The 14691-nt window shown below is 48.0% G+C and carries 16 protein-coding genes; 2 read left to right on the top strand and 14 right to left on the bottom strand.

All coding sequences use genetic code 11. The features are described from left to right. Positions 1-234: 234 nt before the first annotated feature. The 5 genes from QZZ54_RS13590 to QZZ54_RS13570 form a co-directional block, all read right to left on the bottom strand. Complete coding sequence (locus QZZ54_RS13590) at positions 235-840, bottom strand: Yip1 family protein (protein WP_290703236.1); 606 nt, start codon at positions 838-840, stop codon at positions 235-237. Between the two features lie 146 nt (positions 841-986). After that, a complete protein-coding gene (gene cyoE / locus QZZ54_RS13585) occupies positions 987-1886 on the bottom strand; it encodes a heme o synthase (RefSeq protein ID WP_290703235.1) in 900 nt (299 codons plus the stop codon). Then, positions 1879-2871 carry a heme A synthase gene (locus QZZ54_RS13580; RefSeq protein ID WP_290703234.1) on the bottom strand — a complete coding sequence of 331 codons (993 nt, stop codon included), beginning with the start codon at positions 2869-2871 and terminating at the stop codon, positions 1879-1881. The genes cyoE and QZZ54_RS13580 overlap by 8 nt, the downstream gene beginning before the upstream one ends. A 1-nt stretch (position 2872) precedes the next feature. Beyond that, positions 2873-3328, bottom strand: a complete 456-nt coding sequence (locus QZZ54_RS13575) for a hypothetical protein (RefSeq protein WP_290703233.1) — start codon at positions 3326-3328, stop codon at positions 2873-2875. Continuing rightward, positions 3325-4035: an SURF1 family protein gene (locus QZZ54_RS13570; RefSeq protein WP_290703232.1), complete on the bottom strand. Its 711-nt coding sequence runs from the start codon at positions 4033-4035 to the stop codon at positions 3325-3327. The genes QZZ54_RS13575 and QZZ54_RS13570 overlap by 4 nt, the downstream gene beginning before the upstream one ends. A 21-nt stretch (positions 4036-4056) precedes the next feature. On the opposite strand from QZZ54_RS13570, the gene QZZ54_RS13565 reads away from it, so the two are divergent. Continuing rightward, positions 4057-4329: a twin transmembrane helix small protein gene (locus tag QZZ54_RS13565; protein WP_290703231.1), complete on the top strand. Its 273-nt coding sequence runs from the start codon at positions 4057-4059 to the stop codon at positions 4327-4329. Here QZZ54_RS13565 and QZZ54_RS13560 read toward each other — a convergent pair. The 9 genes from QZZ54_RS13560 to ubiM form a co-directional block, all read right to left on the bottom strand. Then, on the bottom strand, positions 4303-5187 hold the full coding sequence (locus QZZ54_RS13560; RefSeq protein WP_290703230.1) for a cytochrome c oxidase subunit 3: 885 nt from the start codon (positions 5185-5187) through the stop codon (positions 4303-4305). The two genes, QZZ54_RS13565 and QZZ54_RS13560, sit on opposite strands and share 27 nt — an antisense overlap. Continuing rightward, entirely contained in the window at positions 5180-5764 is a 585-nt protein-coding gene (locus QZZ54_RS13555) for a cytochrome c oxidase assembly protein (protein WP_366645600.1), read from the bottom strand. The genes QZZ54_RS13560 and QZZ54_RS13555 overlap by 8 nt, the downstream gene beginning before the upstream one ends. A gap of 5 nt (positions 5765-5769) precedes the next feature. Further along, complete coding sequence (ctaD, locus tag QZZ54_RS13550) at positions 5770-7374, bottom strand: cytochrome c oxidase subunit I (protein WP_290703229.1); 1605 nt, start codon at positions 7372-7374, stop codon at positions 5770-5772. Positions 7375-7378: 4 nt separating this feature from the next. After that, positions 7379-8491: a cytochrome c oxidase subunit II gene (coxB, locus tag QZZ54_RS13545; RefSeq protein WP_290703228.1), complete on the bottom strand. Its 1113-nt coding sequence runs from the start codon at positions 8489-8491 to the stop codon at positions 7379-7381. A gap of 462 nt (positions 8492-8953) precedes the next feature. After that, positions 8954-9496: a protein-methionine-sulfoxide reductase heme-binding subunit MsrQ gene (locus QZZ54_RS13540; RefSeq protein WP_290703227.1), complete on the bottom strand. Its 543-nt coding sequence runs from the start codon at positions 9494-9496 to the stop codon at positions 8954-8956. Between the two features lie 47 nt (positions 9497-9543). Next, positions 9544-10566, bottom strand: a complete 1023-nt coding sequence (gene msrP, locus QZZ54_RS13535) for a protein-methionine-sulfoxide reductase catalytic subunit MsrP (RefSeq protein ID WP_290703226.1) — start codon at positions 10564-10566, stop codon at positions 9544-9546. A 35-nt stretch (positions 10567-10601) separates the two neighbouring features. Next, the gene (gene pssA / locus QZZ54_RS13530; RefSeq protein ID WP_290703225.1) at positions 10602-11381 is read right to left on the bottom strand and encodes a CDP-diacylglycerol--serine O-phosphatidyltransferase; all 780 of its coding nucleotides are present in this window, start codon (positions 11379-11381) and stop codon (positions 10602-10604) included. An 80-nt stretch (positions 11382-11461) separates the two neighbouring features. Next, positions 11462-12247, bottom strand: a complete 786-nt coding sequence (locus QZZ54_RS13525; RefSeq protein WP_290703224.1) for a type 1 glutamine amidotransferase — start codon at positions 12245-12247, stop codon at positions 11462-11464. 112 nt (positions 12248-12359) lie between these two features. Continuing rightward, positions 12360-13565 carry a 5-demethoxyubiquinol-8 5-hydroxylase UbiM gene (gene ubiM, locus QZZ54_RS13520; RefSeq protein ID WP_290703223.1) on the bottom strand — a complete coding sequence of 402 codons (1206 nt, stop codon included), beginning with the start codon at positions 13563-13565 and terminating at the stop codon, positions 12360-12362. A gap of 226 nt (positions 13566-13791) precedes the next feature. On the opposite strand from ubiM, the gene ilvY reads away from it, so the two are divergent. Further along, positions 13792-14664: an HTH-type transcriptional activator IlvY gene (gene ilvY, locus QZZ54_RS13515; RefSeq protein WP_290703222.1), complete on the top strand. Its 873-nt coding sequence runs from the start codon at positions 13792-13794 to the stop codon at positions 14662-14664. Positions 14665-14691: the final 27 nt, after the last annotated feature.

Raw genomic sequence — 14691 nt, 5'->3', positions numbered from 1 at the left:
TCGCGACTGGCTAGACGCGGCTTCGCCGCTTGCTCGTAGCTAGGAGAGCCTTTTTAAGAGGCGGTGTGACAACGGACACTGTAAGAGAAACCTGCTGGAAAAGCTCTGACCTTTAAACAATAAAACCGCCTGACGGCGGTTTTATTGTTTTGCTTTTTCTAGCAGTAAAGCGAAGCTTTACGATCTAGCCGCGAAGAGACGCTTTAACTAGCGACTCAGTCGCGTCTAACTTATCTAAGCACTCAGATAACTCAACGGTATTATCGTACTCCATAAGATAACGGTCACCGTCAGCAACCCGACCAGCACACATAATCCGACAGTTAGAATCGAAGAAGCGAAGAAGAAAGCCCTGTCTTCAGATATCTGCATAATCTCAGGAACCCCTGTATAAAGCAGATAAACCGTATACGCCAACGCAATCATTCCAACAATCACATTGAGCCACAGAACAGGATACAGGCCTACAATTCCAGCCAGAAACAGCGGCGTTGCAGTAAAGGTGGTCAACACCATGCATTCATCTAGAGTTACGCTTCCGCCGTAAGTCTTTTCCATCCAATGGATAACATAAGCGATAAAACCAACCGCTACCCACATAGCAGCATAGAAAGCCACTGCGGCCATCATCGCGCTTTGGATCGAGAGTTTTATAAACTCTCCTCCGGATATACTCCAGCCAATTTGAGTTGACCCAATAAACAGTGACAGCGCAGGTATTGCCGCTAGTATGCTTATTTGAGCCATAAAGCAGTGCATCATAGAGTAATTCTCTTTACGAATATCACTCCACTCATGCTTAGGGTCGTAAATTACACCCCACATATGTTGCAGGAACATAAGTCTTACCTCCCAAGGCCAGATTCTATCTTCGGCCTTATTTTAGTTTCAAGTAACCGTATTCTCCTTGTTTCCGGCTTTTGCTATCTGTCTACGACAGTTCTTAAATCCGTTTTTAATCATTTGCTAAAATTTTACCGATGCAATTAGTTTAGTCCTAAAACGTAGTGATCGACCAATAAGACGACAAATAACCACATAATATATTTCACACTGAACCAAAACATCGCCATCGGGGCAGCGGTATCATTTGCCCGAAAAACTCTTACCGCCCACTGGATAAACCTCAGATTCAGCACAGTCACCCCGATCAGATAGATGACACCACTCATGCCTGTCATGACAGGAAATAGTGTGGTTATGACCATCAGTACGGTATACAGCAAAATATGTAGACGGGTATATTCCTCGCCATGGGTGACCGGCAGCATTGGAACTCCGGCACGCGCGTAGTCATCCTTTTTATGGATACAGAGCGCCCAGAAATGAGGTGGAGTCCAGGCAAAAATAATCAATACCAACAATAAGCTATCAGGTTCAATTTGACCGGTTACAGCCACCCAACCCAGTAGCGGTGGTGCCGCTCCCGCTATCCCTCCTATAACAATATTCAAAGGCGTAGCCCGTTTTAGCACCATAGTATAAATAACCGCGTATCCAATCAGTGCGCCTAGCGTCAGCCAGGCTGTCAAAACATTGGTCCAAACGATTAATACAACCACCCCTGATAACGAAAGCATCGACGCAAATATTAGCGCTCTTGTCTCATCAATTTTACCCTGAGGCAAAGGACGTCGATGGGTACGCGCCATCTTGGCATCAATATTCCTGTCCATCACATGATTCACTGCAGCAGCACCTGATGCCATCAAGCCAATGCCTAGCGTCGCGCTGATCACAATATCTATTGGAGGAAATTCCGGAGTCGCCAGGCACATTCCTACTATGGCGGTCAGTAACATCACAGCCACGACTCTGGGCTTACAGAGCTCCAGATAGTCACGCCACGCAAACGTTTGAACTATAATCTGTTGATTGTTATCCATCACGCACCCCCGATTCATGACTAAATTTCAGCCAAAGCAGACAAAGCAATAGCAATACAGCCCCTAAGTGATGAGTCCACGCCAATATAGTTGGCACGCCGTACATTACGTTAGCAACGCCAATAACAAGCTGGAGCATTAACAATATCAGAAGCAAAATCGCAGGCTTTCTGCTGTTTTTGACCGGTAAGGATGCAAGAGAGACCAACAGCACTACCGCCACCACAACAAATGCCCCGACCCGATGAGCCATCTGTATGGCCGCCCTGGCAGGCTGGGGTAACGTGCCGCCTTGATAATTCTGCTCAGCATTAAAATTAAGGCTGAAGCCAGACCTAAAATCCAGTTCATCCACCTGCCCTTCCATGCAACTGATCCAGTGGTTGCAAGCCCAACCAGCATAGTTAGCACTGGTCCAGCCTCCCAGAAAAATCTGTATAAACAGTATGATTACCGCTAAGCGTAAACCCCAACCAGCCGACCTTCTCTGAATGGATAGACCGAACTGACGAAGCTTACTTGCCAACAACACCAGTAACGTCAGCGTTAGCAGTCCTCCCATCAAATGAATAGTCACCACCGGAGGAAGTAATTTAAGCGTGACCGTCCACATGCCGAACACCCCCTGAAGCATGACCAACGCCAATAACATAAACGACAAACAAACCGGATAACCTGGCTCTTTACGGCGCTGCCAACCAAAAAAAGCTAACAAGAGAATCAGCGCCCCCAAACTCGCCGCCATATAACGATGCGTCATCTCGACCCAGCCCTTAAACAGATCAATCTCGATGCCGCCAAAGCGATGTTGAGCCAGCGCAATCTGCTCTTGCGATGTGGGAACAATCAACTGACCAAAGCATCCAGGCCAGTCTGGGCAACCCAAGCCTGCATCCATAATTCGGGTCCAGGCTCCCATCAGAATCACCAGCAATGCTAAACCTATCGCCATATAGCAGAGCAGCAGAGGTCGCCGGCAATTCATCTCATCCCACCTTAGAGATCTTTAACAGGCGCTTCAGATCTTTCAAAACAGCCTGCGGCGAAAGGGATAAACTGTAACGAGTCACCATGAACCCCCTGGGGTCTGCAAGTAATAAACCACTTTGCTGTTGGCTGACATCAACCTGCTGCCAAAGTAAACGATCACGATCTTTTCCCAGCGAGGCATGTAATCCTGGAAGAAGTTCCCGCCACTGAGTGCACTCATTCTTGCACTGCTGATCTACCACTAGAATCAACTGCCAACTTCCCTCCTTTACCTCATGCTCTGAGAGTTTCAGATCCTGAAACCTTACACCCGGTTGATACAGCTCACCCTGTGTTATCTGTTGAGCGGGTCGCCAGCCAGAAAAATATGCTCCGGATGCCAACAACAGAGGCACCAAAGCAACCGCCCACACCAACCAAAACGTTGCTCGCGGAAACTGCTTCCTGCTCATAATTTCCCCTCTTGTCTTTGATTCCAGCCCAGCCAAACACAACCGGTTACCAATACCAGCGCCAACCCGAACCATTGCACCGCATAACCAATATGCCTCCCTGGTGTGATATTCACTACCCGCCACCCTACAGTCAGTTCTGGCAGTAAAGCTTTATCACTACGAATCACCGCTGGATACAAGCCCGGGTGACGTTCAGCTAACCGAGACATATCCAACTGCTGAATTCGTACCGATTCAACCGTGCCCCAACTATCTGGGCTTAACTGCATCAAAGGCCTTGGTGTTACAACCCTACCGGTTACCTTTTGAACACCCCCAGGCAACGCTATCTCTGGTAAATACTCACGATAACTACTTGCTGCTACCCACCCCAGATTAACCATTACTGTCACTGACGAACTGTCCGGCATAAAGGGCATAATCACCTCATAGCCACTGCGACCATTGCGGGTCCGGTTATCCAGAAGATAAGTCACGTCACTATTGAAACGTCCGGTTAAAGTAACTCTTTCTCCCTCAACATCACCCTTTTCCGGAAGCTGATTCAATATCTCGGACGCCCTGTTCCAGTTATCTAATAACTGCCTCTTTTCCTCAGCACGTTGCAACTGCCACACCCCCAACCAGATCAATAATGGGATAAATAACAGAGCAAGCGTTCCGATTAGCCACTTGCTAAGGGGTATCCCCTGAGCTTTACTCATATAAACACCGGAGAGATAGCAATGTTAAAAACTCTTATAGTGCTCATATTTATTTTCATTATTATCAGTCTCTTTTCAGGCCTCTACTTTCTTCTCAAAGATCAAAGCCGCTCCCATCGCACAGTCAAATCACTGGTTTTAAGAGTTTCACTGGCAGTCTTTTTACTCCTGATTATCCTCATCGGGTTTTATAGCGGCGAACTAAAACTCAGAACAGCGTTCCCTGTACTAACCCCAGTAAGCCAACCCTCGTCATTACCGCCATCATCACAACAGATAAACAAACAGGAATAACCCCACCCAGACCACATCAACAAAATGCCAGTACCAGGAGACCGCCTCAAAACCAAAGTGATGGTCTGGTGCAAAATGCCCCCGAATAACCCTGAGTAAAATAATAAATAACATCAGCGTTCCCAGCGTCACATGCATTCCATGAAAACCAGTCAAAATAAAGAATGTTGCGCCATAAATACCCGCCTGCAGCGTAAGCCCAAGCTCATGATAAGCCTCTACATACTCAAGAACCTGAAACAGAAGGAAGGCACAACCCAAAACGACAGTAAGCAGCAACCACAAGATCACCTGAGACCGACGGTCCTGCTTCAAACGGTAATGGGCCACCGTGACTGTCACGCTGGAACTTAACAACAGTAGAGTATTTATCAGAGGCAGATGCAGAGGATCAATAAGCCCTTCCGGGCCAGGAAAGGCATTCATATCCGGCGTAGTCATCAATGGCCAGGTCGCTTCAAAGCCCTGCCACAACATATTCGAAACGCCCTTTTCCCCCTCTCCTCCCAACCAGGGAACCGCGAGAACACGGACATAAAACAGAGTGCCGAAAAAAGCGGCAAAGAACATAATTTCTGAAAAAATAAACCAACTCATCCCCCAGCGAAAGGATCGGTCCATCTGGTCGGAATAAAGCCCCTGGCCACTTTCATCGATCACATGACCAAACCAACCCACCATAATCAACCCCATACACAGAGCACCTAGCAATAATAAAACAAGCCCAAGCATGCCACCGGACTCAGCACTCAACGCATTGATTAGAGTAGCCGCACCATAAGCCATCAGAAACAACGATACAGATGCCAAAATAGGCCAGCGACTCTGGGCTGGCACATAATAAGCCTGGCTACTCATAGCTCACTCCTTGCCGATGCTCCTGAAGCGTCAGTGTCGGCCTGGGTTCGGGGGTAATATCAAACAGGGTATAAGACAGCGTTATCGTTGAAATATGTTGAGGTAGTTCATCATCAATCATAAACACCAAGGGCATGGCACGCTCTTCACCCGCCATCAATGGCTGTTGTTCAAAACAGAAGCAGTTAACTTTATGAAGATGCTCCGCCGCTTCAGACGGGGCGACGCTGGGAACAGCTTGCCCCACCATACTCCGCTGGGTAGGGTTAAGCGCGACAAAAGCGGTCTGCTTCATCTCACCAGGGAAGACTGTTATTTCAGACTCTTGTGGTTTGAATCGCCAGGGCATCGCCTCATTATTAACCGCCAGAAGCTGTACTTTCACCCGACGATCTCTATTGATCTCGACAGACTGAGTCACCGGCCCATTATTCAGCACTTTACCGTTCAGTCCGGTAACCCTACAGAACACGTCGTATAGCGGCACCAGTAAAAAACCGAAGCCAAACATCAACACCGTACCGACTATCAATCGGGTTACCAGAGATCGGTTACGTCGCTGCAACTGATTCATCATCCACCTCAGCTATTTTCCCGATGGGGATTAGTGAAAACTGGTGGTTCGGTAAACGAGTGATAAGGAGGAGGTGAAGGCAGTGTCCATTCCAACCCATGACTGCCCTCCCACACCCGAGCAGTGGCTTTTTTACCCGAGCGAGCACAGCTGATCACATTATAAACAAAGATTAACTGGGAAAAACCGAACAGGAAGGCACCAAAGGTTGCCACCATATTAAAATCAGCAAACTGCAGGGCATAATCGGGAATACGCCGAGGCATGCCCGCCAGACCCAGAAAGTGCATCGGGAAGAAAGTAATATTAACGCCAATAAATGAGAGCCAGAAGTGCAGCTTACCCATCGCCTCGTTATACATGTGGCCGGTCCACTTTGGCAGCCAGTAATAAGCCGCCGCCATAATAGAAAAAATCGACCCCGGCACCAGCACATAATGGAAATGAGCCACTACAAAGTAAGTATCGTGATATTGGAAATCGGCAGGAGCTATTGCCAACATCAGACCAGAGAAACCACCGATAGTAAAAAGCACAACAAAAGCCAGCGAAAATAGCATCGGGGTTTCGAAGGTCATCGAGCCGCGAAACATCGTGGCCACCCAGTTGAATACTTTTACCCCAGTAGGAACCGCAATAAGCATAGTGGTATACATAAAGAACAACTCTCCGGCCAGGGGTAAACCTACGGTAAACATATGGTGAGCCCAAACGATAAAGGAAAGAATCGCAATGGAGCCTGTGGCGTACACCATTGAGGTATAACCAAACAATCGCTTACGGGCAAAGGTAGGAATAATCTCAGACACTATCCCGAACGCAGGCAGAATCATGATGTACACCTCCGGATGGCCGAAAAACCAGAAGACATGCTGAAACAGGACAGGATCACCACCACCCGCTGCGTCAAAGAAGCTGGTGCCAAAATGGATATCCATCAACATCATAGTGACCACTCCTGCCAGTACCGGCATCACCGCTATCAATAAGAATGCGGTAATCAGCCAGGTCCAGACAAACAACGGCATATCCATCAACTTCATGCCCGGGGCGCGCATATTGAGGATAGTAGCGATCACATTGATCGCACCCATAATCGAGCTGATCCCCATCATATGCACAGCAAAGATAAAGTAGGTCACACTGGGAGGCGCATAGGTTGTGGAAAGAGGCGCGTAAAAGGTCCAGCCAAAATTAGGCGCCCCCCCCTCCATCAGCAGAGTAGACAACATCATCACGAAGGCAAAAGGCAGAATCCAAAAGCTCCAGTTATTCATCCGCGGCAGCGCCATATCCGGGGAGCCTACCATCATCGGAATCATCCAGTTAGCTAAGCCGACAAACGCTGGCATTACTGCTCCGAAGACCATAATCAGACCGTGCATGGTGGTCATCTGATTAAAGAACTCCGGCATTATCAACTGCAGTCCCGGCTGAAACAGTTCGGCCCGAATAGTCAGCGCCATACAACCACCGACAAAAAACATTGTCAGACTAAACAACAGATATAGCGTGCCGATATCTTTATGGTTGGTTGTATAAAGCCAACGAGTGATGCCTTTTGCAGGGCCATGGTGATCTGTACTATGTACTGTCTGCTCTAAGCTACCCATCGCCCTACTCCTTCAACAACTCAGTAATCTGCTGAACAGTCACTGCGCCGCCCTGGTTACCCCAGGCGTTTCGTTCGTAAGTAATCACTGCGGCTAAATCTACCGTATTAAGCTGCTCAGCAAACGCCTGCATCGCCGTTCCTGAACGGCCATGTAATACCGCATCGACATGCTCAGCCGAATCACCTGACATCAGGGGACTACCCGCTAATGCAGGGAATATTCCAGGAATACCCTGCCCCTCAAATTGGTGGCAAGCGGCACAGCTGGCTTTGTAAACTTCTTCCCCCCGTATCATCAACTCTGCCTGGCTCCACTCTTTCTGAGCAGACTGTTGCTCTGCCACTTTGAGATTGGCCTGCTCAGCCACCCACAGTTGATAATCTTCCGGTGATTTAACCTCGACCACTATCGGCATAAAACCATGATCACGGCCGCACAACTCAGCACATTGCCCCCGATATATTCCCGGTTCATCTACTAACGTCCATGATTCATTAACAAAACCTGGAATCGCATCCTTTTTCACAGCCAGAGCAGGCACCCACCAGGAGTGAATCACATCGTTAGAGGTCAGTAAGAAACGTACTTTTTTACCGGCGGGAATGACGAGAGGCTTATCAACTTCAAGTAGATAGTTATCCCCCTTAATCTGCTCATTAATAATCTGCTCCTGAGGCGTCGCAAGACTACTAAAAAAGTCGATATCCTGATTAAGATATTGATAACGCCACTTCCATTGATATCCCGTAATCTGGATATCAAGCTCAGCATTGTTTTTATCGTACATCTGAATCAAGGTGGTACTGGCAGGCACAGCCATTGAGACAAGAATGATCACCGGCACTATAGTCCAGGCGATCTCTACCCAGGTACTCTCATGAAAATGAGCAGCTTTGGCTCCCCGGGACTTTCGATGCCAGAAGATGGACCAGAACATAACGCCGAACACCACAACGGCGATAGCAACGCATATGTAAAAAATAACCATATGCAGGTTATAGACAGAGCGGCTAATTTCAGTCGCCCCTTCGATAAGGTTTATCTGCCAATCAGCAGACACCAGCGGCGCATAAAAAAGCCCTGCTAATAACAGGACCCTTCCGTTACGTCTCATCTCCAGGCCTCCTTGCTGTCAAAAACTAAACAGCTGTGCCCCAAGCATTTCTGGTCCTTTTTATAATGATTACATATCCGAGTTATGCACTTGGTTATAAGCCAGTATAGCAGCAGATTTCAGACTGCAAGGAGAATACACACCGATGGTGGTAAGTGCAGGGGCGTAGGATAACCGCCCCTGCCGGAGAGAATAAAACTTCAGACTACAGAAAAAAAGGCCTACCCCGCCAGCGTAGTCAGAAGCCAGTAAAGCAGCGAAATAATCGCCACAAGAAAGACTGCTGAAGCTATCAGACTTAACCATAATGACGGCATAGGAAAATTATACTTTCGCCCCCGATCATCAGGGGGACGCGTAAAGACCATGCACCACAACTTACTAAGCCCAGCCATCCAAGCATGTAACAGCAGCAACAGCTTTTCAGAGATATGAGTCGGATACATAAGTACCTCCTCTCTATTAACTGCGCCTATTAAGATATAGTCGATAGCCCAACAAAATAGCTAATAAAATTGCAAATATAAGCTGCTGCCCAAAGTCAGATCGGATCTGCCAGATAAAGTGCAGCATAGCCAACAGGCTGATGGGATAGACCAGAGAGTGAAGTTTTTTCCAGCGCCTACCCAGGCGTCGCTGCATCGCTTTGGTAGAGGTAAAAGTCAATGGAATCAATAGTAACAAAGCAAGAGAACCGACAACAATATAGGGCCGCTTAGTCAACTCGGTCAGCAGGATATCCCATCGCCACCCCACCAGAAAAGTGGCAAAAGACAGCAGGTGCAGCACAGCATAAAAAAAAGTATATAGCCCCAACATTCTGCGGAACGACATCAACCAGCGCCAGCCCAGAAGTTTTATTCCGGGCGTTACTGACAAGGTCAACCAGAGTAAGGTAATCGCCCAAAAACCTAACTCTTTAACAATTACCTTGGCCGGATCAGCACCCAGATTATCGTTGAGCAGATTAACAAACAAAGCAGCAAGCGGAGACAGTAGTAGCAAAAAAAAGAACCACCACCTAAGCAGCCTTCCCTTTTCACCTGATACCATCAGAACCACTTAGCGAGATCCATCCCCTTATAGAGATGAGCAACCTGATCTGCATAACCATTAAACGGTAGAGTATCGACAATATTGGGAGACAACAAAGAGGAGGGTAATTGACGCTCTGTCGCCTGTGACCAGCGCGGGTGATCAACGGCTGGATTCACATTTGCGTAAAAACCATACTCGCTCGGCGCGGTAACATTCCAGCTAGTCTCGGGCATCGTTTCACTGAAATGAATACGAACAATCGACTTTATAGATTTAAAACCATATTTCCAGGGCACCACCAAACGTAAAGGCGCGCCATTCTGCGGCGGAAGCGCATTACCGTATACACCAACGGCCATCAGTGTCAGAGGATTCATCGCCTCATCCATTCTCAGGCCTTCAACATAGGGCCAATCAATCGTACCAAAGGAACTACGCTGCTCAGACATCTGCTCTTTATCGAGAATGGTAGTGAAATGCACATACTTCGCTTTAGAGGTAGGTTCGAAACGCTTAATCAGATCCGCCAGAGGAAAACCAAGCCAGGGAATAACCATCGACCAGGCTTCAACGCAGCGTAACCGGTACACCCGATCTTCTAAAGCATGAGGCGCGAGTATATCTTCCAGATTATAGTTGCCCGGTTTGGCTACTTCACCACTTATCTCGACTTTCCAGGGGTCGGTCTTAAAGTTTTGAGCATACCGCGCCGGGTCACGCTTATCTGTACCAAACTCATAAAAGTTATTGTGGGTAATTATATGATAATACGGGGCTAACTCATCACTAACGGACAGATCTGGATTACGCACCGCACTGGCCAGCTTCTGTCGAAGCCAAGCAGGGCCGGGATAACGAGGCAGGTCATCGGGAATTTCATAACCGGCGGCCCGGGCAAAAGAGGGATAGGCAAATGCGGGTAAAATTGCAGCAGACATCGCCGCCTGAATCAGGCGTCGACGCTGCTTGTAGATTGATTCGGAGGTGATCTCTGATGAGGGGATATTCAATGCTTCTCTGATTAGCCGCTTACTCATAACAGTCACCTCCAAACAATCATCAATCCAATAGCTTAACTACTCAGTGTTTTACGTTTACGCAACAGCCATAAAACTGGACCAGAAAGCGTATAACCTAAAATCAGTAACCAGAGGAAAATTGGCGGACTGATAGAGATAACTCCGATAGTAAGTACAATCACCAGCAGAATCATAAAGGGGATTTTTCCCTTCGGATCAACATCTTTGAAACTATAATACAGCACATTACTCACCATCAGTACGCCCACCAGCGCAACATAGATAGCAATCGGGTACACCAGATGGCTGACATCAATCTCAAACTCTACGCAGGCCCACACCAGACCCGCCACAGATGCTGCAGCCGCTGGACTTGGCAGCCCCATAAAGTAACGTTTATCCACTGAACCGATCTGGGTATTAAAGCGTGCCAATCTCAGCGCAGCGCCTGCAACATAGATAAAAGCACAGAACCAACCAAACTTACCCGCACTGCTGAGCACCCAGCTGAAGGTCACCAGAGCCGGCGCAACCCCGAAGGAGACCATATCCGACAGCGAATCATACTCTGCACCAAACGCGCTCGAAGTATTTGTCAGGCGCGCAACACGACCATCCAGACCATCCAGAACCATCGCAACAAAAATGGCGATTGCCGCATTATCAAAAACGCCATTCATTCCCGCCACTACTGCATAGAAACCACAAAACAGGGCTCCCGTAGTGAACAAATTAGGCAGCAGATAGATTCCCCGGCTACGTGGCTTTGGACTCGCCTCTTCCTGACTCGGCTGCTCAGGCTGTTCCGGTTTGTTTCCCTGTGGGTCATTCATAGATCTGTTTACACCAATGGATTAACAAAATGTTCAGTCATTCTACTTTTACGTATACGGGAAAGCTATCTATACAAAAACTAGCCGAGATTTAATAGGACCCGATCGACAAACTTGCGCACCAGAATATTAGACTCCGGCGTTTCCACCGCTGAGCTAAGTACCCGATCCAGTTGACCGTCTCCATCAGTATAGTGAGCTTTGTAGAATGTCAGTCGTTCAATCAGAGTGGCCTTATCAACTTCTGGATGAAACTGAAAAGCCCAAAAAGGTTTGCCCTTCAGTTTAAAGCTGTGGACACATTGTGCAGTATAGGCAAGCAATTGACAGTTCTCAGGCAAACTGTCGACGTATTGACGGTGTACCGAAATAGCAAAAAAACCTTCCGGGGTATCTTGATAGAGCGGATCATCCACCGCCCCATCAGCCAGTGAGACCGGAATAGTACCCATCTCAAAATCGACATCCTTATGCCGAACCTCTCCACCCAGCGCTAATACGGCTAGCTGAAAGCCAAAGCAGGAGGCAAATACTGGTTTAGCCGTTTCGCCACAATGACGAATTAAATCCTGACAGGCCTGAATAAAAGGGAACTGATCCGGCTTGAGCACGTTCGCTTCACTGGCACCACCCACCAGCAACGCATCAAAATCATCTGCTGCCGTGGCCGGAAAGTCAGGGGTATCGAAAACATTAAGGATCTCAATCTGCTCCAACGCAACACCGCAGTATTCGGCAAAGCTTTGGTGCTCTTCCATACGCACTTGCTCGCCATCGCGAATCTGGAGCAGCAATATTCTCAGCTGATCTCGCTTGGTAACGTCACAGGAACTTAGATCACGGGAGCTTAAATCAGAGGAATTCACAACAAAACCCTTACAAAGACTGCTTAATTATCAGTTAAGGATACCTTGCTCTGCGACAGACTCAATAGTCAAAGGCCCTATCGAAACGATAGAGCCTTTTATTTGAAGCCTTTTACTTAAGACCGGGCAGAAAAAAGGGAATATCTATCCGCTTTTCAGTAAGCTTGCGGGTAATTATCTGTTTCAGCGGAGCGAAATTGTTCGCTATCCGCAACGTTGCCTTACGAGCAATCTTCGCAGCAAAGTTATCGTTAGTGAATAAACCGACTACCAGGTTAGTTCCCATATAGAGGGGCTTTGTCACCCGCATATGAGCGCTCTGATACTTTTCTAACACACTGAACGAACCGATATCCTGCCCCTGCTTCAGCGCTTTCTTCAGTTCTTTTGTCAAGGTTTCCTGACTACGAAGTCCCAGGTTAAATCCATGCGCAGTAACCGGATGCATCCCCACTGCGGCATCACCAATGACAGCGAAACGACGACTGATAAATTTACTCGCATGCACCGCTACCAACGGATACAGATGACGGCGACCATAAAGTTTCATACTGCCCAGCTGCCCCTGCATACGCTGCTCAATATCGGCGGCAAAAACCTCTTCATCCATATTAAAGATACTCTCTGCCTCGGCACTTGATACCGTTACTACTATGGATGAGAGATTACCGGTCATCGGCAGAATGGCCAGAGTGCGGCCATAATGGAAACATTCAAAGGCGGTCTGATTATGAGGCAGGCTATGCTCCATACGACATACTATAGCGGTACGGGAAAAATCTTTCATCGAGGCGGGCACCCCCATTTTTCGGCGGGTTTCAGAAAACCGGCTATCCGCCGACACCAGCAGATCACACTCCACTCGCTCGCCATTTGAAAGAACAACCCAAGCGCTATCCGCTGTACTGCCAACATCTTCAACTGAAACTTCAGTCAGAAGCTCAACATTTTCAATGCCCTCTACAACCTCAAAATATGCCTTACGAATTTTATCATTTGGCACCAGATAACCCAGTGCATCCAGATTAGCGTCAGTATTATCAAAGTTCAGCGTATAACTCGAATCGCCGTCCAGCACCTTGGCAGCACAGATCGGTGAGACATCCTGGTCCGCCAGTTGTTGCCAGGCACCCGAACTTTTCATCAGATCAATCGACAGATGGGTCAGAGCGATTTCACGTCCATCTTCCGGGGGCTCGCGCAGTGTATCGAGGGATGAGCGCTCCACAACCAACACCTTTAGGGCTGTTTCTCCCAGTGAGCGGGCAAAACTAAGGCCGGCAGGCCCTGCACCAATAATCACGATGTCATACTTCATACTGAACCTCGGGCGAACAGCGCCATTGAAACGGGTATATAAGCGCCAACGTTAACGGCTCAGCCCATTGATTGCCCTAATCCAGATCAAGTCGGCATAAGAAAACCCGATTAGAACTTGTTATAAACCACAACAAAGAAATAGAGATGCAAAGTTTATATTGCGAAAAACGATATATATGTGAAAATATGTTTCATCAATTGCAACGAAACTATTATAGAAGCCTATGGATACCCGTTCTCTAAAGCTCTTTATCAGTCTTTGCGACACGCTTCATTTTGGCCGAGCCAGTGAAGCTTGTCATATCAGCCCTTCTGCGCTGACGCGCGCGATCAAACAACTGGAAGGCTCTCTGGGCGTACAACTGTTTGAGCGGGATAACCGCACGGTAAATCTGACACGGGAAGGTGAGCGTTTTCAAGAATATGCCCGTGAAGCGCTGACACAATGGGACGTAGTGCGCAATTCCCTGTTAGCTGACGCTCAGGAGTTACAGGGAGAGATCAGTGTGTACTGCTCGGTCACTGCCAGCTATAGCTTTCTTTATGACATCCTCAGCGAGTTTCGCCGGCAACACCCTAAAATTGAAATAAAGCTGCATACCGGCGATCCGGAAAATGCGATTCAGCGAGTACTGGCAGGGACAGATGATATAACCATCGCCGCACGACCAGACACGCTGAACGCGGGACTGGCGTTCAAACATATCGCAACCTCGCCACTAGTGTTTATCGCTCCTCATGAAGATATTCATCTGGACCCATTACTCACTGGCACGCCAGACTGGTCAGTAGTACCGATGATCCTCTCAGAAGAAGGCGTTTCACGTAAACGAATAGACCGCTGGTTCAAAGCCCGCCAGGCTAAACCGATGATCTATGCACAAGTCGCTGGAAATGAAGCCATCGTCAGCATGGTGAGTCTGGGATTCGGAGTCGGTGTGGTACCCAAGATTGTATTGGATAACAGTCCACTGGCAGATCGGGTGCGTATTCTCAATATTGAGCCGGAACTCAAAGCTTATGATGTTGGCCTGTTTGCCCTGAGGAAAAAGCTACAAAGCCCGCTAATTGCAGCGTTCTGGTCACAGATCAAATAATACTGTCTGGCGGCAGTCTGTTTTAGA

The organism is Amphritea sp., assembly GCF_016744155.1.
In the GTDB taxonomy this organism is placed as follows: domain Bacteria; phylum Pseudomonadota; class Gammaproteobacteria; order Pseudomonadales; family Balneatricaceae; genus Amphritea.
The sequence above is the reverse complement of the archived record's forward strand: the minus strand, read 5'-3'. Positions and strand labels throughout refer to the sequence as shown.